Raw genomic sequence first — 22,843 nt, 5'->3', positions numbered from 1 at the left:
CCGCACCGTTTGACAGCGCCTGCGGGACGCCCGGAGACTGATCTCGTCCGAGCAGCGCCCCCGAGCGGGGGTGCTCGGCATGCCATGGGGAACCGGGTGCGCGAGCGCCGGAGCGGGAGCCCCGAGCGCGATCGCGCGGCGGCCGACGGACGACCGGGAGGAGACGTCCGTGGCGGAGGGCTACCGCATCGATCCGCAGGGCGTCCAGGACGTCCTGACCGCGGTGCAGCAGGCATCGCAGGACCTGTCGGCGGCGATCAGCGGCATCGGCGGTGCTCAGACCGACGTGGAGACCGGGGCGTCGTCCACCTGCTCGGCGGTGCCCGCGGCGCTGTCGGCGTTCCTCGACGCGCAGACCGCGTCGGTCACGGACGTCACGAACCGCATCACCGCATGCATCTTCGGCGCCGCCACAGCGACCACGGACTACGTGGAGGCCGACGACACGATGGCGTCCGACGTGACGCAGGCGCAGACGGCCGCGGTCGACGCGGCCGTGGGTGGCGAGGGGCGCGCGGCGGGCGACTTCAGCTGGTTCACCTCCCGAGCCGGGGGCCGGTGATGGCCGCGGTCGCGGGCGGCGGCACACGCCGCGCGGACGGACTCATCGATCCCGACGGCATCCCCGGCGTCGACATGGCGCCGGAGCTCATCCGCAGCGCCGCCTGGACGCTCGCGTCCGCCTCGGCCGGCGTCTCGCAGCACGGCGCCACGGCCGTGACCAAGTGGCAGACGATGTCGACGGTCTACGAGGCGCCGGAGTCGGAGGCGCTGCTGGCCGTGATGGGGCCGGTCGGCCAGGAGACCACGGCTCTCGCGGACGGGTTCACGAAGGTGGGGAAGGCTCTCACGGACTTCGCCGACACCGTGGCGCCCATCGTCGCGAAGCTGGTCGAGCTGAAGGCCGAGGCGGTCGCATTCGTCGCGCAGGCGGAGCAGGGGTACGACGTGCCGGCGATCGGGCCGCAGCCCACGACGCAGCTCACCGACTACGGCTCGGTGCAATCCTCGCCCGGCGGCATGTACTCGGCACCGGCGCATCACGTGGAGTGGACGGAGTACGCGCCCTACAGCCAGCGCAACGACAAGCTGATCATGGCGGTCGCGACGCTCGCGACGGCGTTGGACGAGGCGCAGGCCGACTGCGTGAACAAGATCGCGGCGGCGCATCCGCCGGCGAATTCGTGCCCGGAGACCGTGCACGGCACGGACTTCACGACCGCCGCGAAGGAGGGCAAGCCGCTGCCGTTCGGGCAGACGGCGGCGGGGCGGCCCAACTGCGTGACGTCGTTCGGCGGCGGCGTGGGCGATGCGGCGAAGGGGATGGTCGAGGGGCTGGGGAGCCTCGTGTCGTACAACCCGGAGACGGGGCAGTGGGGCGACTGGGATCACGCGGGCAAGGCGGCGTTGGGCGTGGTGGAGGGGCTCGGTTCCCTGATCGCGCCGACGCCGTTGTTCCAGGTGCTCGCGGATGATTCCAGTGGTGTGACGCCGGGGTGGATGCGGGACTTCTCGAAGTCGACGTTGGACAAGCAGCAGCAGATGGTGGACGGGTTCGTCGGCAGCAAGGAGCAGTGGCAGACGGATCCGGCGCGGGCGGCGGGGTCGTTGTTCGTGAACGTGGGGTCGTTGTTCATCCCGGGGGCCGGTGAGGTCGCGGCGGGGGCGAAGGTGGTGTCGGTCGGGGCGCGGATGATCGAGGTCGGCGGCAAGGCGGCGGAGGCGGCGGACGTCGCCACGGTGGCGGGGCGGTTGACGAAGGTCGGCGGGAATGCGCTGTTGGACTCGGGTCTGTACGTGAAGCAGACCGGGTTGGCACTGGAGGCGGTCTCGGATCGCGTGGCGGAGCTCGCGGCTCTGCCGCGGACGGCGGCGGCGGGTGCGGTCTCGTCGCTGCGGGAGGCGTTGGAGCGGGTGCCGCGGGTGAGCGTGTCGGTCGAGCGCACGGTGACGGCCGACGGGGCATGGGAGATCCCGAACCTGCACGTGAGCGTGGAGCATCCGGGGTCGGGTCGGGCGGCATCTGCCGCGGCGGGTGGTCGGCATGCGGCCGAGATGGCGGCCGGGCCGTCGGCGGAGGCGCGTGCGGCTGGTGCGGCGGGCGCGGATGCCGCGCGCGGGGGATCGTCGGAGCTGTCGCGGATGGCATCGCGAGCGGGAGGGGCGAGTGATGCCGTCCAGCATGGCGGAGCGCGCACCGGAGCGGATGCGCTGCACGACGGCCTTCCGGCGCGCGAAGGCGGGCACGGCACGACGACGGTGGACGAGCGGGCCGCGTCTGCGGATCACCCCTCGGGAGCTCATCACGACCCGGCAGGAGCAGACGGCGCCCATCACGGCGATCCGGGGGCGCACGCCGCCTCGCCGGATGCGGTGCACGGGAACCACGATGCCGCCTTCGAGCACCCGCGTCCCGAGGGCGCGGCGGCCTTCGACGGTCCCGGCGCAGATGTCGCGAACCGGCATCCGATACCCTCGTGGATCACGGACCGGCTCGCCAACCCCGAGATCGCCGCCTGGAAGAAGCGCATCCTCGAAGGCCACGAGTTCAACTACGCGAACCACCACCGGTACCCGCAGTACGAGGTCGTTCTCGAGGATAAGTCACGTGTCGATTCGTACGCAGTCGACGAGTGGATAGCCTCACGAAAGCACACGCAAGCCGCTCGTGTCCGTTGGTTCACGATGAAGAGATACATTGATGAGATTGAGAAGAAATATGCCCCGGGCAAGATAGTCAAGCAAAGCGGCGATCCGCTCACTGGCATGAAGGTGCTAGAGTTGCCGCCTCAGACGGCCCCTATTCCGCAAAAAGTACTCGACTATGCATCGAGTGTAGACGTGATCATACGCGACTCAAATGGGCGTGCATACAATATTCCTGATTCAATGGGTGGACTGTGACGCAATTCACATATTCGTACAAATGGTCTTTCGTGGGTGGGAAGCCCCGCCAGCCCCTCGAGCTGTCGGAGGTGCAGAGGCGATTCGAGGGGCGTGCAAAAGATGCCGACAACTGGTTCTCCGTCGCAGCCTGGCCCGATGGGCGGGTGCAAGAAGGCGTCCCCGACTATGTGCTCGAGATTACCCCTCGAGCTGAATATGTCAACACCCATCTCATGGACGAGTACAATCGACTTCGATTCATTTACAATTTTGAACGCCGGGAACAAAGACTGTTCCTCTTCAGTCGTGTGGAATATACGTATCCCGACAGGCCCGGGTATATGATTCCGCCGGCTTCGAGTGTGATAGAGCGCGTGTCTTTCAAGCCCGACGGCTACATGAGGCGGAGGTTGAATGACAAGTCTCAATCCTCCATCGAGGAGTGGGAGTACCGCGACGTAGACCTCACGGATAACTGGGAGGTGTTGCCGGAGTTCGGGAGTTGGGGTCACCTTGGTCGATACAGGGGATAGTCGACAACAGCATTTCACAGTGCGCCCGTGGCTCTGCGATTAAGCTCTAGTTGAGCGCATTGGCCGGTAGATGGCCCACGTGGGCGTCAACGTCGTCAAGGCGAGGACAGCGCAGCGATTCCTGTGCTCCGAAAAATGGCATCAACGTTTGGCGGTTCCGCCGGCTGCTCTCACGAGCAGCAAGCACGAAATCGCTTTGAGTCGCACGGTGTCAATTCTGATGCTTGGTTCACTGTAGGCGCAGTTCAGGAGGGGCGACGAGAAGGAGAGCCTCCAGAGTTCGTGCTCGAAGTCACCGCTCGGGCAGACTTCATCTACGCCTACCTCCTCGACCAGTGGCAACGCATCTGCATCAAGACTGAGCCAAGGAGGTATTCGTGCATTGTATCTACGGCACAAGGTGGAGTGGTAGGAAGCGGGCGCCGCTTGAGGCTCTGACGGAGTCTGAGGCTCGTCGCAGGTTCGACGGTCTCGTTCCTGAGCCGGATCATTGGTTCTCGGTGGGTGTCAAGCGCGACGGAGCAAGTGATCTGGCTGCGCCGGAGTTCATCCTCGAGGTCTTGCCTCATGCTGAGTATGTCAAAGTCCTATTCGTGGATCAGTACCATACGCTGCGATTCGCTTATGGGTTTAGGGATCTGGGTGGGCGTATGTTCATGACGAATGTCAAAGAAAATCGCTACCCTGACGCGGAGCGATTCCATCCGCTCAATGAATCCGTGTGGTCGCAGTCAATCGTCATTGAGCCGACGGGATACGTAAAGGAGGTCGCTTACGATCTGCTCGCGAAAGAGCGGCACTTGTCGGAGTATCGGGATGTCGATGTGAGTCCGAACTGGGAGGATGTCCCCGAGTTCGGGGACTGGGAACGATTCGGCGAGTTTGACAGGTAATTGTGATGTATGTGTATGGCACGAGGTGGAGCGGTAGGAAGCGGGGGCCGCTTGAGGCTCTGACGGAGTCTGAGGCTCGTCGCCGGTTCGATGGTCTCGTCGCTGAGCCGGATCATTGGTTCTCGGTGGGTGTCAAGCGTGATGAGGCGGATGAGCTGGCTGCCCCGGAGTTCATTTTGGAGATCCTTCCTCATGCGAAGTACGTGAAGGTCATATTTGTCGACCAGCATCATACGCAGCGATTCGCCTATGGGTTTACGAACATGGAGGGTCGCATGTTCATGACCGATGTCACCGAGCATCGCTATCCTGACGCTGAGCGTTTCCGTCCACTCAATGAGGCGGTGTGGTACGAGTCAATGCTCATCAAGCCGACGGGGTATGTGAAGGAAACCGTCTATGACTACTCAGTCAACGAGACGCACCTGTCGGAGTACAAGGATGTGGATGTCACCGCAAACTGGGAGGATGTCCCCGAGTTCGGGGACTGGGAGCGTTTCGGCAAGTTTGGCAGGTGAATGTGAAGTACGTGTATGGCACGAGGTGGAGCGGTAGGAAGCGGGGGCCGCTTGAGGCCCTGACGGAGTCGGAGGCTCGTCGCAGGTTCGACGGTCTCGTCGCTGAGCCGGATCATTGGTTCTCGGTGGGTGTCAAGCGTGATGAGGCGGGTGAGCTGGCTGCTCCGGAGTTCATTCTGGAGACCCTTCCCCATGCGAAGTACGTGAAGGTCATATTCGTCGACCAGCATCATACGCAGCGATTCTCATATGGGTTCACGAACATGGAGGGTCGCATGTTCATGACCGACGTCACCGAGAACCGCTACCCTGACGCTGAGCGCTTCCATCCGCTCAATGAGACGGTATGGACGTCGTCGATGCTCATCAAGCCGACGGGGTACGTCAGGGAGACTGTGTATGACCTCGCCGCGAAAGAGCAGCACCTGTCGGAGTATCGGGATGTCGATGTGAGTCCGAACTGGGAGGACGTTCCCGAGTTCGGGGATTGGGAACCTTTCGGCAAGTTTGACAGGTAATTGTGAAGTACGTGTATGGCACGATATGGAGCGGTAGGAAGCGAGGGCCTCTCGAGGCGCTGACGGAGTCTGAGGCTCGCCGCAGGTTCGACGGTCTCGTCGCCGAGCCGGATCACTGGTTCTCGGTGGGCGTGAAGCGCGAGGGGGCGAGTGAGCCGGCTGCCCCGGAGTTCATCCTGGAGATCCTGCCGCATGCGGAGTACGTGAAGGTCATATTCGTCGACCAGCACCACACACAGCGATTCTCGTATGGGTTCAAGAATATGGATGGACGCATGTTCATGAGGCATGTCTCGGAGAGTCGCTACCCCGACGCCGATCGATTCCATCCCCTGAACGAGTCGATATGGTACGAGTCGATCGTCATCGACCCTACGGGGTACGTGAAGCAGCTCGTCTACGACTACTCGGTCAACGAGACGCACCTGTCGGAGTACCGGGACGTCGACGTCCGCGAGAACTGGGAGGACGTTCCCGCGTTCGGCGACTGGGAGCGGTTCGGGGAGTTCGACAGGTGGCGACCCCGCCGCGAATCATGATCGACTCGAGCTTCTGCATCTCGCATGGGAACAGCCGCGCCTGCGTCCTGATGGACATCGATGATCGTCGAGGAGAGACATGAGTGGATACGAGTACTGCTACCAGTGGTCATTCGCCAGGAGGGTCCCGATGACCGAGCTGACGCGTGACGAGGCGCGAGCGCGGTTCGGCGGGCGGAGGAAGGAACCCGACGACTGGTTCTCCGTTGTCGCTCGCGCACAGGACGCCGCGGCCGCGGGAGTCGTCGACTACGTGCTCGAGGTCACCCCGCACGCAGAGTTCGTCAATACGGTCTTGTGCGATGAGTGGGGAAGCATCAAGCACTTCTATAGCTTTCGGCGAGAACCCGCCGGCATGTTCCTCTTCTCTCGCAAGGAGTTCACCTATCCAGGCGAGCCACGGCGATTCCTGCAGCATCAATGGTTGGCGGTCGAGACCATCATCTTCAAGCTCGACGGCTCGATGACGCGCCGGCTGAACGAGAAATCCCGCCCCGGCATCCAGCAGTGGGAGCACCACGACGTCGACCTCTCCGACAACTGGGAACCCGTCCCCGCGTTCGAGCAGTGGGACGCGATCGGCCGGTACCGGGCGTAGTCGCGCAGCCGCATCGCGACATGGTGGGGACCGTCCCGGGCTGGACGGCCGGGCCAGCCGGGCGTCAGCCGGCCGTGGGCCGCACATCACACCGCGAGCAGCAGCCGCACCGCGGCCGACACCTGCGCCATGAGGTAGCCGGGGAGGCGACCCACGGGGTAGGGGTCGATGAACTCACGACTGACCGGCCCGAGCTGGGAGACCACGGCCACGGAGTCCTTGCCCAGCCCCGACGCCGCCGCCGGGATGAACACGTTCCCGGGGAAGACCTGGAGGCGCACCTGCGAGGTGAACGGGATGAGCACGATCGTGGCGTTGGCGCTCTCGGTGAGCCAGTCGTCCTGGATGACGAGGGACGGTCGGATCTTCGCGGGCTCCGACCCGCGCGGAGCGCCGAAGTCGACCCACACGACGTCGCCTCGCGAGATCACCACTCCGAGCCGGTCCGTGCGATGCGCTCCGACTCGCGCAGGAAGTCCTCGCCCGCGGTGGGCTGCCCGACCTCGGCGATGGCCGCGTCCGCGAGGCGGGTCAGCTCGGCCTTGCCCGCCCCCTCCAGCTCGTCGGCGAGCTTCTGACCCGCGACCCGGTAGAACTCGGAGCGGGTCATCCCGTGGCGCTTGGCGAGGCGGTCGAATCTCTCGAAGTCGGCGTCCGGGACGGAGATGGCGGTCTTCATGGCGGCGAGTATAACCGGTCATACCGCTTGCGGGTTTGGAGCGCGTCAGTCGCGCGGTGACCGCGGATCCCCCAGGAACGGCATCGTCGCGTCCGCCCAGTGCGCGTGCATCACGCGGTACGAGAAGCGGTCGCGCACGTGCATGCGCGTGCCGGAGATGTCGGGGTACGGCGCGAAGACGATCCCGCGGGCGGGGTCGTCGAGCAGGCTCGTGGCCCGGTTCAGCCGGGTCACCTGGGCGAGCAGGAGCTTCCGTCCGAGCATCGGGATCGGCTGGAAGCGGTCCATGGGCGGGATGCCCGAGAGCACGATCCGGCACCGGTCGCCCGCCTGCGCGCGGATGCTCCGGACGATGGCCGTGAGCCGGTCGGTCCACTCGGCGGCCGAGGTCGCGACGAGCACGTCGGGGATGCCGAGCGCCACGACGGCGAGATCGAGGCCGCCGGTCCGGGTGGCGACCGCCGCGGCGGCCTTGCGCGCCGTCATGTCGTACGACGCGACCGTCTCCCACTCCACGCCGCGACCCGTGCGGGCCGCCCGCCTGCCGGCCACCTGGGCGGGCATCGCCATGCCCGCGAGGAGCACGCCGTACCCGGCCACGCCGATGTCGCCCACGAAGAGCACGCGCTCCGGATCCGGCCCGGCGATGGCGGAGGCGTCGTCGTGCGGGGGGAAGATCGCCGCCTCCATGTCGCGCATGTACAGCGCCAGGTGCAGGCGGAGCGTGGGACGCGCGACGGCCAGGGCGGCGAACGAGGCCAGCGGCAGCAGCGGCCGCAGCGTCGCCCGCGGTGTGGTCCGCGTCGACGGGCGCCTCTCGGGCAGGGCGGGCAAGGGGTCCTCGTCTCTCGGCGGGGAGGGTGGTGTCTTGGGAAGGGTACGCGGCGTCCGGCGCCCGCGTCCCTCGCCGCCCCGGATCGGGGGCGCGCCGCCGCCTAGGCTCGTCGCATGCAGACCCTCTTCCCCGAGATCGACCCGTACGACACCGGCATGCTCGACGTGGGCGACGGGCAGCTCCTCCACTGGGAGACCTCGGGGAACCCGTACGGGATCCCCGTCGTGTTCCTGCACGGCGGCCCCGGCGGCGGCACCAGCCCGACGCATCGGCGCCTGTTCGACCCGGCGCGCTACCGCATCGTCCTCGTCGACCAGCGCGGCTGCGGCCGGAGCACGCCGCACGTCTCCGACCCGTCGGCCGACCTGTCCGTCAACACGACCTGGCACCTCGTCGCCGACCTCGAGCGGCTGCGGGAGCACCTGGGGGTCGAGCGCTGGCTCGTCTTCGGCGGATCCTGGGGCTCGACCCTCGCGCTCGCCTACGCCGAGACGCACCCCGAGCGCGTGACCGGGCTGATCCTCCGCGGCATCTTCACGCTGCGCGCCAGCGAGCTCGACTGGTTCTACGAGGGCCCGGCGGGGATGGTCTACCCGGACGGCTGGGAGGCGTTCACGGCGCCCGTGCCCGGGGTGGAGCGCGGCGGCATCATCGCGGCGTACGCGCGGCTGCTCGCGGATCCGGATCCCGCGGTGCACGGGCCGGCCGCGGTCGCGTGGAGCACGTGGGAGGCGTCGGGCATCACGCTGCTCCCGAAGCCCGAGGTGGTGGCGCGCTTCGCCGAGCCGACGTACGCGCTCGCGTTCGCCCGCATCGAGAACCACTACTTCATGCACGGCGGGTGGATGGAGGACGGCCAGCTGATCCGCGACGCGCACCTCCTGCGCGGCATCCCCACCGAGATCGTGCAGGGCCGCTACGACATGTGCACGCCGCCCGCGACCGCGTGGGACCTGCACCGGGCGCTGCCCGAGGCGCGCTTCACGATGGTGCCGGATGCGGGGCACGCGTTCGACGAGCCGGGGATCCTCGCGGCGCTCCTCGAGGCGACCGAGCGCGCGGCGGACCGGCTGGGGGCGGCGGGCTGATCCGCGGCGGGGCGACCGGCCACGGGCTGTGCGGCCGCGGCGGCGGGCTCCGCGGCCCAGGCGGCGGACCGACCGGCGGCGGGCTCTGCGGCCACGGCGGCGGACTGATCAGCGTCGGGCCGACCGGCGGCCCCGATCAGCGGCGCGCGGCCCCCGCGTCGACCCGCGCGCCCTCTCTGGCGGCCAGCCTCGCCTTCAACCGCGCATCCAGCGGGGCGCTCACGAAGCGGTGGCTGAGCACGGACGCGAGCACGGTCGCCGGGATGGCGATCCACGCGACGGAGGCGGGCGTGCCCCCGGTGATCGCCGTCAGGTACTGCAGCAGCGGGTAGTGCCAGAGGTACAGCTCGTAGCTGATGGCGCCGACCGCCACGAGGGGCGACCAGGAGAGAGCGCGGGTGACGCGCCCGCCGCCCTCGACCAGCGCGGCGAGCAGGAGGACGGATCCGAGCGCCGCCAGGGCGAGACCGGGGCCGGCCTTGGGGGTCACGCCGCCGACCACGACGGCGGCGGCGAGCGCGGCGATGCCGGCCGGCGCGACCAGCGCGTGCCGGGCGGCGGCCGCCCACGACGACCGGGTCAGCGCGAGCACGCAGCCGATCGCGAGTCCGCCCGCGCTCACCAGCGGGTTGGCGCTGGAGATCCCGGTCCCGGGCAGGCTGCCGACGACGATCGAGGCGAGGGCGAGCGCCGTGAGCACGCCCACCGCGATCCGCGGTGACCGCCGGGCGTCCGCGAACGCCAGGAGGAACACGACGGGCCACAGGAGGTAGAACTGCTCCTCGAGCGCGAGCGTCCACGTGTGGGCCCAGCCCTGCACGCCGCTCCCGGTGACGGTCGCGTAGAGGTTCATCAGGTAGAGCGCCGACAGGCCGGACGCCTTCGCGTAGCCCACGACGCCGGATACGGCGATGCCGAGGGGCGCGAGCACGAGCAGCGCGGTGAGCAGCGGCGGGTACAGCCGCAGCGCCCGGCGCAGCGAGAAGCGCACGAGGTCGATGCGCCCGGTGCGGGCGTGCTCGCGCAGGAGGAGGGACGTGATGAGGAACCCGGACAGCACGAAGAAGACGTGCACGCCGATCCAGCCGCCGGTCTCCACCGGGGGCGTGACGTGGTGGACGATCACCAGCGCGACCGCGATGCCGCGCAGGCCGTCGAGCTGCGGCATGTAGGCCATCGACGGCGATGCCGCGGGCGCGGCGCCGGGCACTGCGCCGGCCGTCGGGGGAGTCGTGCGCGTCATCGGCCCGGGGTCACGGCGTGGCGAGCGCGGGCGCGGCGGCCGGCACGGCGAGCGGGGCCGCCGCGGGGGCGCCCATGCCGCTGAGGATGTCGAGCGCGCGCCGGAGCCGGGTGCTGGAGGTGTGCATCGTGTACGGGAAGTACACGACCTCCACGCCCACCGCGGCGAACTCCGCCTCGAGGCGCTCGCCCTTCGCGGTGCCGCGCCAGTCGTCGCCCTTGAAGAAGACGTCGAAGCCGACCTCGCGCCAGGTGTCGAGCTTGTCGGGCAGCGTCTCCGCGCGGGCCTGGTCGACGTAGCTGATGTGGCTCACGATCTCGAGGCGCTCGGCGAGCGGCACCACGGGCGTGATGCCCTTGGTGAGCTCGAGCATCTCGTCGGAGACGACGCCCGCGATGAGGAGGTCGCACTGGCTCTTCGCGTGCTTGAGGATGTTGAGGTGGCCGACGTGGAACAGGTCGAATGCTCCAGCGGCGTAGCCGATTCGGGTCATGGCTCGTCGTTCTTCCGGGTGGACCGCGACCGGGCGCGGGTACGCGCGGATGCGGGATCGGGTGCAGCCCGGAGCGGGTACGCCGGGCGGAGGCCGACCCGCTCGCGCGACGCGGGTACGTCGGCCGCCCTGGGTGGGGGCGGCGTGGAGCGGGTGGATCTGACCCCGAGCATAGGTCGCGGGCTCCCGCCGGGGGAAGCGGGAGCCCGCGAACGGGGGGGGGGTGGGGCGGCCTAGAAGATGCCGACCCGCTTGACGCCCGTCGCCTGCCCGAGGAGCGAGGCGATCGCCGACGGGAGCGCGACCGCGAGGGACGCCGCCTGGCCGAGGTACGCGGACATGCCCGACACCGTGGTGGCGCCGGTCGTCTGCGTGTTCCGCCAGCCGCTGCCCTTCGCGGCCGCGAGCGCGGCGGGCGTCTCGTAGCGCACGAGGGTCCTGTTGTCGCCCTGGCCCCACGCGACCATGGCCGGGTCGGTCGTCGCCACGCGCTTCGCGAACAGGTTGCCCGTGATCGTCAGGTTCCACCGGTCCACGGCGATGCCCGTCTTCTTGTCGAGGGCGTAGATGAGGAAGTTGCCGCCCGTCGCGAAGACGTTGTTGCTGATCTGGATGTTGCGCGTCAGCCACGGCACGGTGGGGTCGATCGCGGGACGGCGCGGATCCTGCCCCTCGAAGGACGCGACCGACTGGCGCCGCTCGTCCTGGAGCAGCGTCATGCCGAACTTCGAGTTGCCGCCGAGCGTGTTGTTGAAGATCCTCACGTTGCCGGTGTCGAAGACGTTGATGCCCGTCTGGCCGCCCGTGGTGCTGTTGCCGGCGATGACCGCGGTGTCGGAGAGCTCGAGCTGGATGCCCGTGTACTCGTTGTCGTTCGACGTGTTGCCCGTGACGGTGATGTCGTAGCAGGACTCGTCGAACCAGATCCCGCTGCCGTTGTTGCGGCTGGTGTCGCTGTCGCGGACGGTGACGTCGCGCGAGCGGCCGATCTTGATGCCGCCGGAGACGGGCGCCGCCTTGAAGCGCTCGGAGTTGTTGCCCGTGATGACGCTGTCCTCGACGACCATCCCGTAGGCGTACGCGGCGCTGATGCCGAGCATGCCGCTGCGCTGCACCGTGACGCGGGAGAGCAGGGCGCCGTCGTTGCCGATGGTGATGCCCGTCATGGCGTTGTCCTGCACGACCAGGTCGCGGACGGTCGCGCGCACGTTGTCGAAGCGGATCGTGCCGCGGTCCTCGTAGGCGGTCGCGTAGCGGCGCACGCCGAAGCCCCGGAGCGTCGTGCCGGCCGACTGGACCTGCAGCGCCTGCCGGAGGTCGCTCGCGCGCACCTCCTTGCCGGTCGGGTCCGTGCCGATGCGGAGGGTCTTCGCCGCGGTGTCGACGTGGAAGGTGCCGGGCACGACCTGGGACGCGGACGCCACCTGGCGCAGCTGCGTGCCGCCCACGAACACCTGGTCGAGGCGGGCCGCGAGCGGCGCCTCCGGCCGGACGAAGCGCGGGTTGTCGCGGATGCCGGCGATGGTCGTCGGGTGCTTCGGCGTGTAGCCCGACACGACCCAGGAGCCGCCGCTCTTCGCGAAGCCGGAGAACGTGCGGGATCCGTCGAGCCAGACGGCCTCGCGCGGGTACGCCTGGATGGTGAGCTGCTTCGCGTAGGGCACCACGACGGCCTCGTGGTAGGTGCCGCCGCGGAGCACGATCGTCTGGCCCGAGCGTGCCTTCCCGACCGCCGCGACGATCGTCCGGAGCGGTGCGCCCTGCGTGCCCGCGGCCCCGTCGTCCCCGGAGCCGCTGCTCACGAAGAGCGCACCGGACGGCACCGGGTAGGCGGCGGAGCCGACGGCGGCCGAGCCGCGCGCGCCGGTCGCGGGGACGGCGACGGGCGTCGACGGCGTGGGCGTCGGGGCGGGAGACGGCGCGGCCGATGCGGTGGGCGTCAGGGTCGGGCTCGGCGCGGGCGTCGCCGTGGATCCGGCGGGGACGCGCGAGAGGTCGTCGAACGCGACCGTCGTGGTGCGGCTGTTGCTGCCGGATGCGTAGGACCACACGCCCGTGGCGCCGGCCTTCGCGATGCGGGCGCTCGAGGCGTCGGTCGCGGTCGCCTGCCAGTCGGGCTCGTCCGTGCCGGCGACCCACGCCTTCGCCGCGAGGGCGACGGGCGCGGTGCCGGTGGCGCGCACGCGCACGTTCACGTCCGTCCCGGCCTCCGCGGTGCCGGCCGCGACGACGCTGCCGAGCGCGGTGGACGCCCCGCTCGACGCCGTGCGGGAGAGGCTCACGCGGAGGGCGCCGGACCGGCCGAGCTCCACCTTGCCGCGGTAGGAGCTGCCGTCGGCCTGGCGGCGGATCTCGACCGCCTGGTACAGGCCGAGCGGCGTCGTGCCGACGAGGGCGACGGTCGCTCCGGCGGTGCCGTCGAGCATCGCGGTGCCGGCGGACCAGGCGCCCGCGGACGTGCCCGCCGGGATCCCGGCGATGCGGGCGCGGCCGCCGTCGACGGAGAAGGCGGCGCCGGCCGGGCCGTACGACGTGTACGCGCCGCCCGTCTCGGCGGTGCCCCAGCCGCCCGTGCTCTGGCGGCTGAAGGAGTCGCTCGTCGCGGCGGCGACGGCCGGTGCGGTCTCGGACGCGACGACGGCGCCGAGCGCGACCGCGACGACGGTGGCGGCGGCGGCGATGCCGCGCAGCCGGCGACGCGGCGCGCGGTCCCGCGGGGCGCGGGGGAGGGGGGTGGAGGCGGTCATGACGTTCTTCCTCTGCTTCGGAAAGCGGGGACCCGCCGGCGAGCCGGCAGGCGTGGGGGATGAGCGGGCGCGGCCGACCGGATGGTCGGGGCCCGTGGTGGCCCGAGACGGGCGATCGCCCGCGCAGGCGTCCCGGGCCCTCCCGGGTGCGCGGCGCGGAGCGGATCGGTCATCCGCGTCCGGCGGGTGGCGACGCGATGTGCAGGACACTACGTCCGCGTCGGGGCGCGATCGGGGTCGCCCGGTGCCGATCAGTACCGGGCGCGCGCATCACCAGTAGGGCGGTGGCGCCAGCAGCCCGAGGAGGCCGCGCGGTGCGGGGGCGGGCAGGGGGACGGGGGACTCGGCCAGGGGGATCAAGAGGTCCTCGGGTGTCATCGCGACCGACCCCGTCCGCGCGGGAGCGCGGAGGATCAGACGGCAGGCGGGCAACGGGCGCCCGGTCGGGGGACCGGTCGCCGCTCGCACCGGACGACGGGAGGACCGCGACGGATCCGCGTGCCGCGGGCCGCTCGCCGGCCCTTCGGGACCCGCGCCTGGTGATGACCCGACTCTATACGGATCGGCGCTACCACAGAAGGCTCTCCGGCATCTCATCTTGTGCACACCCAGTGCGGGGGGTGCCTGACCCCAGAGCGGGGGACGGCGGATCCGGCTCCCGTCCCGCGTCGCTCCCGCATGGTGGACACGGCCGTCCGCCGACCTATCCTGTGAGCTGGACCAGCGCCCAGAAGGACGGTACCCGTGGTCTCCTCTCCCCGCCGGTCGACCCCGGCACGACGTCGTCGACCCGCGCCCCGCGGCCCGGCCGAGGCCGCCGTCGGCGCGCCCGGCACCGCCCTCGCGCCGGATGCGCCGCATCCGGCGTCCACCGCTGCGGCGTCGGCTGCCGCGCCGTCCGCCGCGCCGTCCACCGCCTCGGCCGCCGCGGCGCATCCGCTGCTCCGCGCGCTTGCCGCGGTCACGATCGTCGCCCTGGCGCTCCGGATCCCCCTCCAGCAGGGCCTCGAGGTCGGCCACGTGCTCGCCGTCGTGCTGGCGCCGCTCTGGATCCCGCGCCTCGCCCGGTACCGCGGCGCCGTGGTCGTCGCCGGCGCGATCGTGCTCGCCGTCGGCGCGGGCCTCTGGCTCACCGAGGCGTCCCGCGGCGACCACGTGGTCTCCCGCACCGAGACCACGTACGTGACCGTCATGGTGCTGGGCCTGCTGGCCGGGATCGGCGTGCTGCTCTGGGCGCGGACGCTCATGCGGGACGCGACCGTCGCGGTGTGGTTCGGCGTCGGCATGCTCGCCGGGGTGAACCCCTCCTCCAGCCTCTTCTCCAGCAACCCCTGGAAGTTCGGCCTGACGGTGCCCGTGACCGTCCTCGTCCTCGCCCTGGCCTGGCGGTGGGGCAGCCGACGCGCGGCCGCGGTGGCGCTCGTCGTGCTCGTCGTGCTCGCGGGCCTCAACGACGCGCGGTCCGAGCTGGCGATCCTGCTCCTCGTGCTGCTCGTCGTGCTGTGGGAGATGCGGCCGTCGATGCCCGGCCGCCGGGGGAGCGTCGCGCTGACGCTGCTCGGCCTGGGCGGGCTCGCGCTCGTCGTCTCCCAGGCGGGGCAGGCCCTGATCCTCGAGGGCTACCTCGGCGAGGCCACCCGGCAGCGGACCGAGGCGCAGCTCGACGAGTCGGGGTCCGTGATCACGGGCGGGCGCCCCGAGGTCGGCGCGTTCGTCGCGCTCCTGCGCGCGCACCCGTGGGGCTTCGGCTCCGGCACGTTCCCGACCTCCACGGAGCTCGGCATCGCCAAGACGGGCATGGCCGCGCTCGGCTACGACCCGGACAACGGCTACGTCGAGGACTACCTCTTCGGCGAGGGGTTCGAGCTGCACTCCCTCGTGGGCGACCTCTGGACGCGCTTCGGCCTGATCGGGATCGCGCTCTCGGTCGTCATCCTCGTCGTCGTCCTCACGGGCGCGGCCCGGTCGGTGGCGCACCGGGCGGGCGCGGCGGTGCTCGTGTACGTCGCCGTGAAGACCCTCTGGAACCTGCCGTTCAGCCCGCTGTACAGCAGCATCCCGCTCCTCGTGCTCGCCGTCGGGCTGTGCCTGATCCCGCGCGCGGCCGACCCCGCGACCGCCCGCGGCGAGCCGTCCGGAGCGCACCCGCACCCGCACCCGCCCCCGCACCCGACCAGCACGGAGCCCGCATGGACCGCTCGACGCCTGACGACACCGCGACCACCGCGACCACCGCGACCACCGCGACCACCGCGACCGCCGCGACCGCCGCGACCGGACGCCGCCGGCGCCTCGTGATGCTCGTGGTCGCGACCGTCGTGGTCGCGGTCCTCGTGGTCGCCGCCGTCCTCGCCTCCCGCGGCGGGGCCGACGGCGGCACGGGGCCGGGCGGCGCCGACCCCGACGCGCCCGCTCCCGTCACGTCGCAGGATCCGGCCGACGGCCAGTCGCCGCCCGCCGAGGCGCCCGCGGTGGGCCTCGACGCGACCGCCCAGCCCGTGCCCGGCGTCGACGTGTCCATCGACGAGCTGCGGGCCGTCGAGGGCGTCGCCGACGGCGCGGGCGAGATCGCCGGCCCCGCCCTGTCCTTCGTCGTCACCGTCGCGAACGGCACCGACGCGCCCGTCTCCCTCGCCGCCGCGGTGGTCACCGTCGCCTCCGGCGCGGACCTCCTCCCGGCCGACCCGCTCCGCACCGGCAGCACGCCGCTGCCCGCCGAGGTCCCGGCCGGCGGGACCGCCACGGCGACCTACGTGTTCACCGTCCCGGTCGAGCGCCGCGACGACGTGCGCATCGCCTACGACCACCGCGCGGGCACCCCCGCCGTGGTCTTCTCCGGACAGGCGCCGCGGCCCTGATCCGCCGCCGGTCCCCGTCCCCGCGGGGCCGGCGCAGGCCACCCCCGCACTGGGGGATCCGGCCGGATCGACCGTGAAAGTAGGATCCGGTCAGCGCACCGGCAACCCGAAAGGCCGGCGCGCGTCACCCGAACCCGAATGAGGCCTCACCATGGGCATTACCCTGCCCGCGCGCCTGCGTCCGCTCGCGCTCGCCACCGCCGTCGCCGTCCTGGCATCGGCCTTCGTGGGCGTCCAGCCCGCCGTGGCGGACACCGTCCCCGTCGAATCCGCCACGCCCACCACCGTCTCCGCGGACGCCCTGCCCACCGTGCAGATCGACGGCGTGGTCTGGACCCAGGAGGTGGTGGGCGACACCGTCTTCGTGGGCGGCAGCTTCGCCACCGCCCAGCCGGCCGGAGCCGCGCCCGGCGTGGGCGCCGTCCCGCGCTCCAACCTCCTCGCCTACGACATCCGCACGGGCGCGCTCATCACCTCCTTCGCGCCGGTCGTCAACGGCCAGGTCAAGGCCATCGAGGCGTCGCCGGACGGGAAGCGCATCTACATCGGCGGCACGTTCACCTCCGTCAACGGCGTGAACAAGTACCGCGTGGCGGCCCTGGACCCGGTCACCGGCCAGGTCATCGGCTCCTTCACGGCGGGCACCAACGCCTCGGTGAGCACCATCGTCGCGACGGCGTCGACCGTCTACATCGGCGGGGCCTTCTCCTCGATCGGCAAGAGCGTCCGGTCGCGCATCGCGGCCGTGAACGCCTCGAACGGCGTGGAGACGGCGTTCGCGCCCACGACGTCGGACGGGACGGTGACCTCGATGGTCATCTCGCCCGACGGCCAGAAGCTCGTCCTCGGCGGCAGCTTCACGAGCCTCAACGGCTCGAGCGACCCGGGCTACGGCCTGGGCGCGGTCAGCACCGCCACGGGCCGGAACCTGCCGTGGGGGATCAACTCCCTCGTGCGCAACGCCGGCAAGGACGCGGCGATCACGAGCCTCACCAGCGACTCCGACAGCGTCTACGGCACGGGCTACACGTACGGCAAGACCGGAAACCTCGAGGGCGCCTTCCGCGCCGACTGGGCCACCGGCACCACCACGTGGGTCGAGGACTGCCACGGCGACACGCACTCCGCCGTGCCCTTCGGCGACACCGTCTACGTCGCGGGCCACCCGCACTACTGCGGCAACGTCGGCGGCTTCGGCCAGACCGAGCCGACCTGGACCTTCTACCGCGGCCTCGCGTTCTCGAAGGCCGTCACGGGGACGCTGACGCGCGACCCCATGGGCTACCACAACTTCGAGGGCACCCCGGCCCCGACGCTGCTCGACTGGTACCCCGACTTCAACGTCGGCACGGTCACCGGCCAGAGCCAGGGACCGTGGAGCGTCGCCGCCGGCGACGGCTACCTCTCCTACGCGGGCGAGTTCACGCAGGTGAACGGCAAGCGCCAGCAGGGCATCGTGCGCTTCGCCGTGAAGGACAGGGCGCCGAACACGCAGGGGCCGATCGACGCCGGCGCCCTCTTCAAGCCCACCGTGACGAGCTTCGAGCCCGGCACCGCGCGCGTCACGTGGCCGGCCAACGCCGACCGCGACAACCGCCGGCTCACGTACGCCGTCTACCGCGACGGCAACACCTCCACGCCCGTGTACACGACCACGCAGGACTCGCGCCCGTGGGACCGCCCGGCGATGGGCTTCGTCGACCGCGGCCTCACGGCGGGCACGACGTACACGTACCGGATCCGCGCCACCGACCCGCTCGGCAACACCGTCCTCGGCGACACCGCGCCGGTCACCGTGACGGGCGTCGACCCGGGCGGCTACGTCGACGCCGTGCGCGCCGACGGGGCCTCCGGGTTCTGGCGCCTCGGCGAGCCGTCGGGCCCGACCGTCTACGACTGGGCCGGCTTCGCCGACCAGGTGGCGGGCGCCGGCGTCAGCCGCGGCGCGCCGGGGGCCGTCGTCGGCGACCCGACGACGTCCTCGACGTTCAGCGGCACCGACGCGGGGCTCTCGGCCACGCAGCAGCTGATCCCCGCGCCGCAGACCTTCTCCGTGGAGGCGTGGATCAAGACCACGACCACCGCGGGCGGGAAGATCGTCGGCTTCGGCGACAGGAGCACGGGCACCTCGAGCAACTACGACCGCCACCTCTACATGGACGGCAGCGGCTACGTGACGTTCGGCGTGTACCCCGGCACCGAGCGGAAGCTGAGGTCCAGCACGGCGCTCAACGACGGGAAGTGGCACCAGCTGGTCGGCACGCTCGGCTCCGGCGGCATGCAGCTCTTCGTCGACGGCGTCCGCGCGGGCTACCGCGCCGACACGACCGGCGGGCAGGACTACCGGGGCTTCTGGCGCATCGGCGGCGACAACTCGTGGAGCGGCGGCCCGTGGTTCGCGGGCGAGATCGACGAGGTCGCGGTGTACCCGACCGCGCTCGACCGGAGCCGCGTGGACGCGCACTACGTCGCCTCGGGCCGCGCGTCCACCCTGCCGCAGGCGCCCGCCGACTCGTACGGCAGCCGCGTGTTCCAGGACGACGCCGACTCCTTCTGGCGCCTCGACGAGAAGGGGGGCACCACCGTGGCCGCCGACGCGAGCACCACGGCGAGCCCGGCCGCCTACGTGGGCGGCGTGACGCAGGGCGTGCCCGGCGTGCTCACGACCGCGGGCAGCGCGGCCGCGCGCTTCGACGGCCAGTCGGGGATGGTGCCCGGCACGCGCCGCGTCTCCGACCCGCAGGTGTACTCGCTCGAGCTCTGGTTCAGCTCGACGACGAACCGGGGCGGCAAGCTCATCGGCTTCGGCGACAACCCGAACGGCCTGTCGAACAACTACGACCGGCACGTGTTCCTCCGCGACGACGGCCGGATCACCTTCGGCACGTGGACGGGCCAGGAGAACACGGTCACCACGCCGGGCTCCTACACCGACGGACGCTGGCACCAGGTGGTGGCGACGCAGTCGGGCGAGGGCCTGAAGCTCTACGTCGACGGCGCCCTCATCGGCACCCATCCGCAGACGCAGGCGCAGGGCTACGACGGCTTCTGGAAGCTCGGCGGCGACCCGACCTGGGGATCCTCCAGCCCCTACGTGCAGGCGACCATCGACGAGGCGGCCGTGTACACGACCGCGCTCTCGGCGAGCACCGTCGCCCAGCACTACGCGCTCGGCCAGGGCACCGCGCCCAACCAGGCGCCGACGGCCGCGTTCGACGCGGAGCCGACGGACCTGCAGGTGGCGGTGGACGCGTCCGCGTCGGCCGACGCCGACGGCACGGTGGCCTCCTACGCCTGGGACTTCGGCGACGGCGGCACGGCCACCGGCGCGAAGGCGACCCACGCCTACGCCCGGCCCGGCACCTACCCGGTGCGCCTCACGGTGACGGATGACGAGGGCGCCACGGCGGTCAAGACCGCCGACGTCACGGTCGTCGCCCCGCGCGCGAACCAGGCGCCGACGGCCGCCTTCACCTCCACGATGGACGCCCTCGCGCTCGCCGTCGACGGGCGGGCGTCCGCCGACGCGGACGGGCGCATCGCCTCCCACGCCTGGGCGTTCGGCGACGGATCCACCGCCACGGGCGCCGAGGCGCGTCACACCTACGCCGCGGCGGGGACCTACCCGGTCACCCTCACGGTCACGGACGACGAGGGCCTCACGGGCGTCAGCACGACGTCGGTGACGGTGACCGCCGCGCCCCCCGCGAACCAGGCGCCCACCGCCTCGTTCACGAGCCGCGTCACGGACCTGTCCGTCGCGGTGGACGGGACGGCGTCCGCGGACGCCGACGGCCGGGTCGCCTCCTACGCCTGGCAGTTCGGCGACGGCGCGACGGCGACCGGCGCCACGGCGACGCACGCCTACGCCGCGGCGGGCACCTACCAGGTGCGCCTCACGGTCACGGACGGCGAGGGGTCCACGGCGACGAGCCTGCAGAGCGTCACGGCGACGGCCCCCGTGGTCGTCGACGGGCCTCCGACGGCGTCCTTCACGAGCGCGGTGACCGGATCCGCGGTCGCGGTCGACGCCTCCGCGTCCTCCGACGCCGAGGGCCCGATCGCCTCGTACGCCTGGCAGTTCGGCGACGGCACCTCGGCCGCCGGCCGCACTGCCAGCCGCGTCTACGCCGCCCCCGGCACCTACACGGTGACGCTGACGGTCACGGACTCCGCGGGCGCCACGGCGACCTCGACCGGCACCGTGACGATCGCCGCGGCGCCCGTCGCCGCCCCGCTCGCCCGCGACGCGTTCACGCGCAGCGCGACGAACGGCTGGGGCACGGCGGACGTGGGCGGGGCGTGGACCCGCTGGGGCCTCGCGTCCTACCTGAGCGTCAAGGACGGCGCCGCGAGGATCGCGCTGCCGAGCACCGGCGTGCAGGGCGGCGGGACGCTCCAGGGCGTGAGGTCGACCGACACCGACCTGCGGACGACCTTCTCGCTCGACAAGGCGGCCACCGGCGGCGGCACGTACCTCTACGCGACCGGGCGCCGGGTGGCGGACGACAACGAGTACCGCGCGCTGGTGCGCATGAAGAGCACGGGCACGGTCGCCGTGTCGCTGCTCGCGTACCGGAACTCGTCGTCGAGCACGGTCATCGCACCCGAGGTGCAGGTGCCCGGCACCGTCGCCCCGGGGACCGCGGTGAGCGTGCGCCTGCAGGTGACGGGCACGTCGCCCACCACGATCGCGGCCAAGGTCTGGATCGCGGGGACGCCCGAGCCCGCCGCGTGGACGGTGCGGGCCACCGACTCCACCGCGAGCCTGCAGGCGCCCGGCGGCGTGGGCCTCGTCGGCTACATCTCGGGCAGCGCCACGAACGCGCCGCAGACCATCTCGGTCACCGAGTTCAGCGCGTTCCGACCCTGATGCGCGCGCGGCGGGGTCGGCCGGATGCGGCCGGCCCGGCCTCGCGCGTCCCCTCCCCTCGCGCGTCCCCGCCCCTCGGCGGCACCCGCCTCCCGCACCGCCGCCCGCCCATCGACCTGGAGCACCACGTGAGCCGCCGACCCGATCCGACCGCCCCGTCCCGGCGCGCCCGCGCCCTCGTGGTGCAGCAGTCCTTCCCCACGCCCCGGCCCACCACGAACCCGTACCTCGTGATGCTCGCCGAGAGCATCGCCCGCCAGCCCGGCGTCGCGGTCCGCACCTTCTCCTGGACGAGCGCGCTGCTGCGGCCCTACGACGTGCTGCACGTGCACTGGCCCGAGATCCTGGTCTCCGGGCACGGGCCGCTCAAGCGGCTCGTGCGGCAGGGCCTCACGGTCGCGCTCGTCGCGCGGCTCGCGATCACGCGCACGCCGCTCGTGCGGACGCTGCACAACCTCGAGCTGCCCGACGGGATCTCCCGCCGGGAGCGCGCGCTGCTGCGGCTGATGGAGCGGCGGACGACCCTCTGGATCCACCTCAACGAGGACACCCCGGAGCGCGCCGACCGTCCGCACGAGACCATCGTCCACGGCCACTACCGGGACTGGTTCCGCCACCACCCGCGACCCGACGTCGTGCCCGGCCGCATCGGCTACTTCGGCCTCATCCGCCGCTACAAGGGCGTCGACCGGCTGCTCGCGGCGTTCCGCGGCATGCCCCGGGACGCGTCGCTGCGCGTGGGCGGCCGCCCGTCGTCGCCGGAGCTCGCCGCCTCGCTCGAGGGCCTCGCGGCGGCCGACGACCGCGTCCGGCTCGACCTCCGCTTCCTCGCGGACGCCGAGGTGGTCGAGCTCGTCGGCGCCTCCGAGCTCGTGGTGCTGCCCTACCGGGAGATGCACAACTCCGGCGGCGCCCTCACGACCCTGAGCCTCGACCGGCCCGTGCTGATGCCCGCCAACCGCGTGAACGCGCGCCTCGCCGCGGAGGTCGGGCCCGGCTGGGTGCACGCCTACGAGGGCGAGCTCGAGGCCGCGGACGTGGCCGCGGCGCTGGATGCCGTGCGCGCGCTCGCGCCCGGCGCACGGCCCGACCTGTCCCGCCGCGAGTGGCCGGAGGCGGGCGCCCGGCACGTCGCCGCGTACCGGCGCGCGGTCGCGATCGTCGCGGGCCGCCGGGCCTGTGGCTGACCGGGGGAGGGGCGGCGGCGGATGCGGCGGATCCGCGGGACCCGCGGGACCCGTGGGACCCGCGGGCTCCGTGGCGGCCCGGCGCCCGCGTCCCGCGCGACCCCGCTCAGGCGGACGGCCGCGCGTACTCCCGGTGGGCGTGGCCCCAGGCGCCCGAGACGATGCCCGCGCCGCGCGCGAGCGTGCGCACGCCGCGCGCACGCCGGCCGAGCCCCGCGCCCGCGCTCCTCCTCACGCGGCTCATGGTGCGGATCGCGCAGCACGTCGACGACCTCGCGATCGTCGACGCCGGGCTCGCCGTTGCCGGCCGCACCGGCACCCTCGCGGAGGGCGGCCGGTTCACGGGGGAGGCCGC

At 71.8% G+C, this 22,843-nt stretch carries 20 protein-coding genes; 14 read left to right on the top strand and 6 right to left on the bottom strand.

Annotation, left to right across the window (positions count from 1 at the left end; all coding sequences use genetic code 11):
* Positions 1-169 precede the first annotated feature (169 nt).
* The 8 genes from PED38_RS04190 (at position 170) to PED38_RS04155 (ending at position 6,485) form a co-directional block, all read left to right on the top strand.
* The gene (locus tag PED38_RS04190) at positions 170-562 is read left to right on the top strand and encodes a DUF6507 family protein (protein WP_063070239.1); all 393 of its coding nucleotides are present in this window, start codon (positions 170-172) and stop codon (positions 560-562) included.
* On the top strand, positions 559-2,904 hold the full coding sequence (locus tag PED38_RS04185; RefSeq protein WP_270979927.1) for a hypothetical protein: 2,346 nt from the start codon (positions 559-561) through the stop codon (positions 2,902-2,904). Before PED38_RS04190 ends, PED38_RS04185 begins: the two co-directional genes overlap by 4 nt.
* A gap of 32 nt (positions 2,905-2,936) precedes the next feature.
* Entirely contained in the window at positions 2,937-3,419 is a 483-nt protein-coding gene (locus PED38_RS04180) for a hypothetical protein (protein ID WP_270979925.1), read from the top strand.
* A 377-nt stretch (positions 3,420-3,796) separates the two neighbouring features.
* Complete coding sequence (locus PED38_RS04175; protein WP_270979923.1) at positions 3,797-4,312, top strand: hypothetical protein; 516 nt, start codon at positions 3,797-3,799, stop codon at positions 4,310-4,312.
* A 2-nt stretch (positions 4,313-4,314) separates the two neighbouring features.
* Positions 4,315-4,830 (top strand): hypothetical protein, encoded by a 516-nt coding sequence (locus tag PED38_RS04170; RefSeq protein WP_270979922.1) that lies wholly within the window; start codon positions 4,315-4,317, stop codon positions 4,828-4,830.
* Entirely contained in the window at positions 4,827-5,348 is a 522-nt protein-coding gene (locus tag PED38_RS04165) for a hypothetical protein (RefSeq protein ID WP_270979921.1), read from the top strand. Before PED38_RS04170 ends, PED38_RS04165 begins: the two co-directional genes overlap by 4 nt.
* A gap of 2 nt (positions 5,349-5,350) precedes the next feature.
* Entirely contained in the window at positions 5,351-5,887 is a 537-nt protein-coding gene (locus PED38_RS04160) for a hypothetical protein (protein ID WP_270979920.1), read from the top strand.
* A gap of 130 nt (positions 5,888-6,017) precedes the next feature.
* The gene (locus PED38_RS04155; protein ID WP_270979919.1) at positions 6,018-6,485 is read left to right on the top strand and encodes a hypothetical protein; all 468 of its coding nucleotides are present in this window, start codon (positions 6,018-6,020) and stop codon (positions 6,483-6,485) included.
* An 86-nt stretch (positions 6,486-6,571) separates the two neighbouring features.
* Here PED38_RS04155 and PED38_RS04150 read toward each other — a convergent pair whose 3' ends face one another.
* Genes PED38_RS04150 through PED38_RS04140 form a run of 3 tightly spaced genes read right to left on the bottom strand, consistent with a single transcriptional unit; the run spans position 6,572 to position 7,998 of the window.
* Positions 6,572-6,919, bottom strand: a complete 348-nt coding sequence (locus PED38_RS04150; protein ID WP_270979918.1) for a type II toxin-antitoxin system PemK/MazF family toxin — start codon at positions 6,917-6,919, stop codon at positions 6,572-6,574.
* Positions 6,913-7,164 (bottom strand): ribbon-helix-helix protein, CopG family, encoded by a 252-nt coding sequence (locus PED38_RS04145; protein WP_063070245.1) that lies wholly within the window; start codon positions 7,162-7,164, stop codon positions 6,913-6,915. Before PED38_RS04145 ends, PED38_RS04150 begins: the two co-directional genes overlap by 7 nt.
* A gap of 45 nt (positions 7,165-7,209) precedes the next feature.
* Positions 7,210-7,998: an esterase gene (locus PED38_RS04140; protein ID WP_063070246.1), complete on the bottom strand. Its 789-nt coding sequence runs from the start codon at positions 7,996-7,998 to the stop codon at positions 7,210-7,212.
* Positions 7,999-8,112: 114 nt separating this feature from the next.
* Here PED38_RS04140 and pip point away from each other — a divergent pair, with 114 nt between their 5' ends.
* Entirely contained in the window at positions 8,113-9,087 is a 975-nt protein-coding gene (gene pip, locus PED38_RS04135; RefSeq protein WP_063070247.1) for a prolyl aminopeptidase, read from the top strand.
* Positions 9,088-9,223: 136 nt separating this feature from the next.
* On the opposite strand, the gene PED38_RS04130 is transcribed toward pip, so the two are convergent.
* From PED38_RS04130 to PED38_RS04120, 3 genes are all read right to left on the bottom strand, one after another.
* Positions 9,224-10,330: an acyltransferase family protein gene (locus PED38_RS04130; protein ID WP_270979917.1), complete on the bottom strand. Its 1,107-nt coding sequence runs from the start codon at positions 10,328-10,330 to the stop codon at positions 9,224-9,226.
* 10 nt (positions 10,331-10,340) lie between these two features.
* Positions 10,341-10,823, bottom strand: a complete 483-nt coding sequence (locus tag PED38_RS04125) for an adenylyltransferase/cytidyltransferase family protein (RefSeq protein ID WP_270979915.1) — start codon at positions 10,821-10,823, stop codon at positions 10,341-10,343.
* Positions 10,824-11,056: 233 nt separating this feature from the next.
* Entirely contained in the window at positions 11,057-13,570 is a 2,514-nt protein-coding gene (locus PED38_RS04120; RefSeq protein WP_270979914.1) for a right-handed parallel beta-helix repeat-containing protein, read from the bottom strand.
* A 744-nt stretch (positions 13,571-14,314) separates the two neighbouring features.
* Between PED38_RS04120 and PED38_RS04115 the strand changes: the two genes are divergently transcribed.
* The 5 genes from PED38_RS04115 to PED38_RS04095 form a co-directional block, all read left to right on the top strand.
* On the top strand, positions 14,315-15,868 hold the full coding sequence (locus tag PED38_RS04115; protein ID WP_270979912.1) for a hypothetical protein: 1,554 nt from the start codon (positions 14,315-14,317) through the stop codon (positions 15,866-15,868).
* The gene (locus PED38_RS04110) at positions 15,760-16,428 is read left to right on the top strand and encodes a hypothetical protein (protein WP_270979911.1); all 669 of its coding nucleotides are present in this window, start codon (positions 15,760-15,762) and stop codon (positions 16,426-16,428) included. The genes PED38_RS04115 and PED38_RS04110 overlap by 109 nt, the downstream gene beginning before the upstream one ends.
* Positions 16,429-16,579: 151 nt before the next feature.
* Positions 16,580-21,301 carry a PKD domain-containing protein gene (locus tag PED38_RS04105; RefSeq protein ID WP_270979909.1) on the top strand — a complete coding sequence of 1,574 codons (4,722 nt, stop codon included), beginning with the start codon at positions 16,580-16,582 and terminating at the stop codon, positions 21,299-21,301.
* Positions 21,302-21,429: 128 nt separating this feature from the next.
* Entirely contained in the window at positions 21,430-22,488 is a 1,059-nt protein-coding gene (locus PED38_RS04100; protein WP_063070257.1) for a hypothetical protein, read from the top strand.
* A gap of 161 nt (positions 22,489-22,649) precedes the next feature.
* Positions 22,650-22,843, top strand: a 194-nt coding sequence (locus tag PED38_RS04095; RefSeq protein ID WP_270979905.1) for a hypothetical protein, incomplete at its 3' end; no start/stop codon positions are given.

This window comes from Clavibacter sp. CT19 (assembly GCF_027858075.1).
GTDB lineage: Bacteria > Actinomycetota > Actinomycetes > Actinomycetales > Microbacteriaceae > Clavibacter > Clavibacter tessellarius_A.
This window is presented reverse-complemented; position numbering and strand designations above follow the sequence as displayed.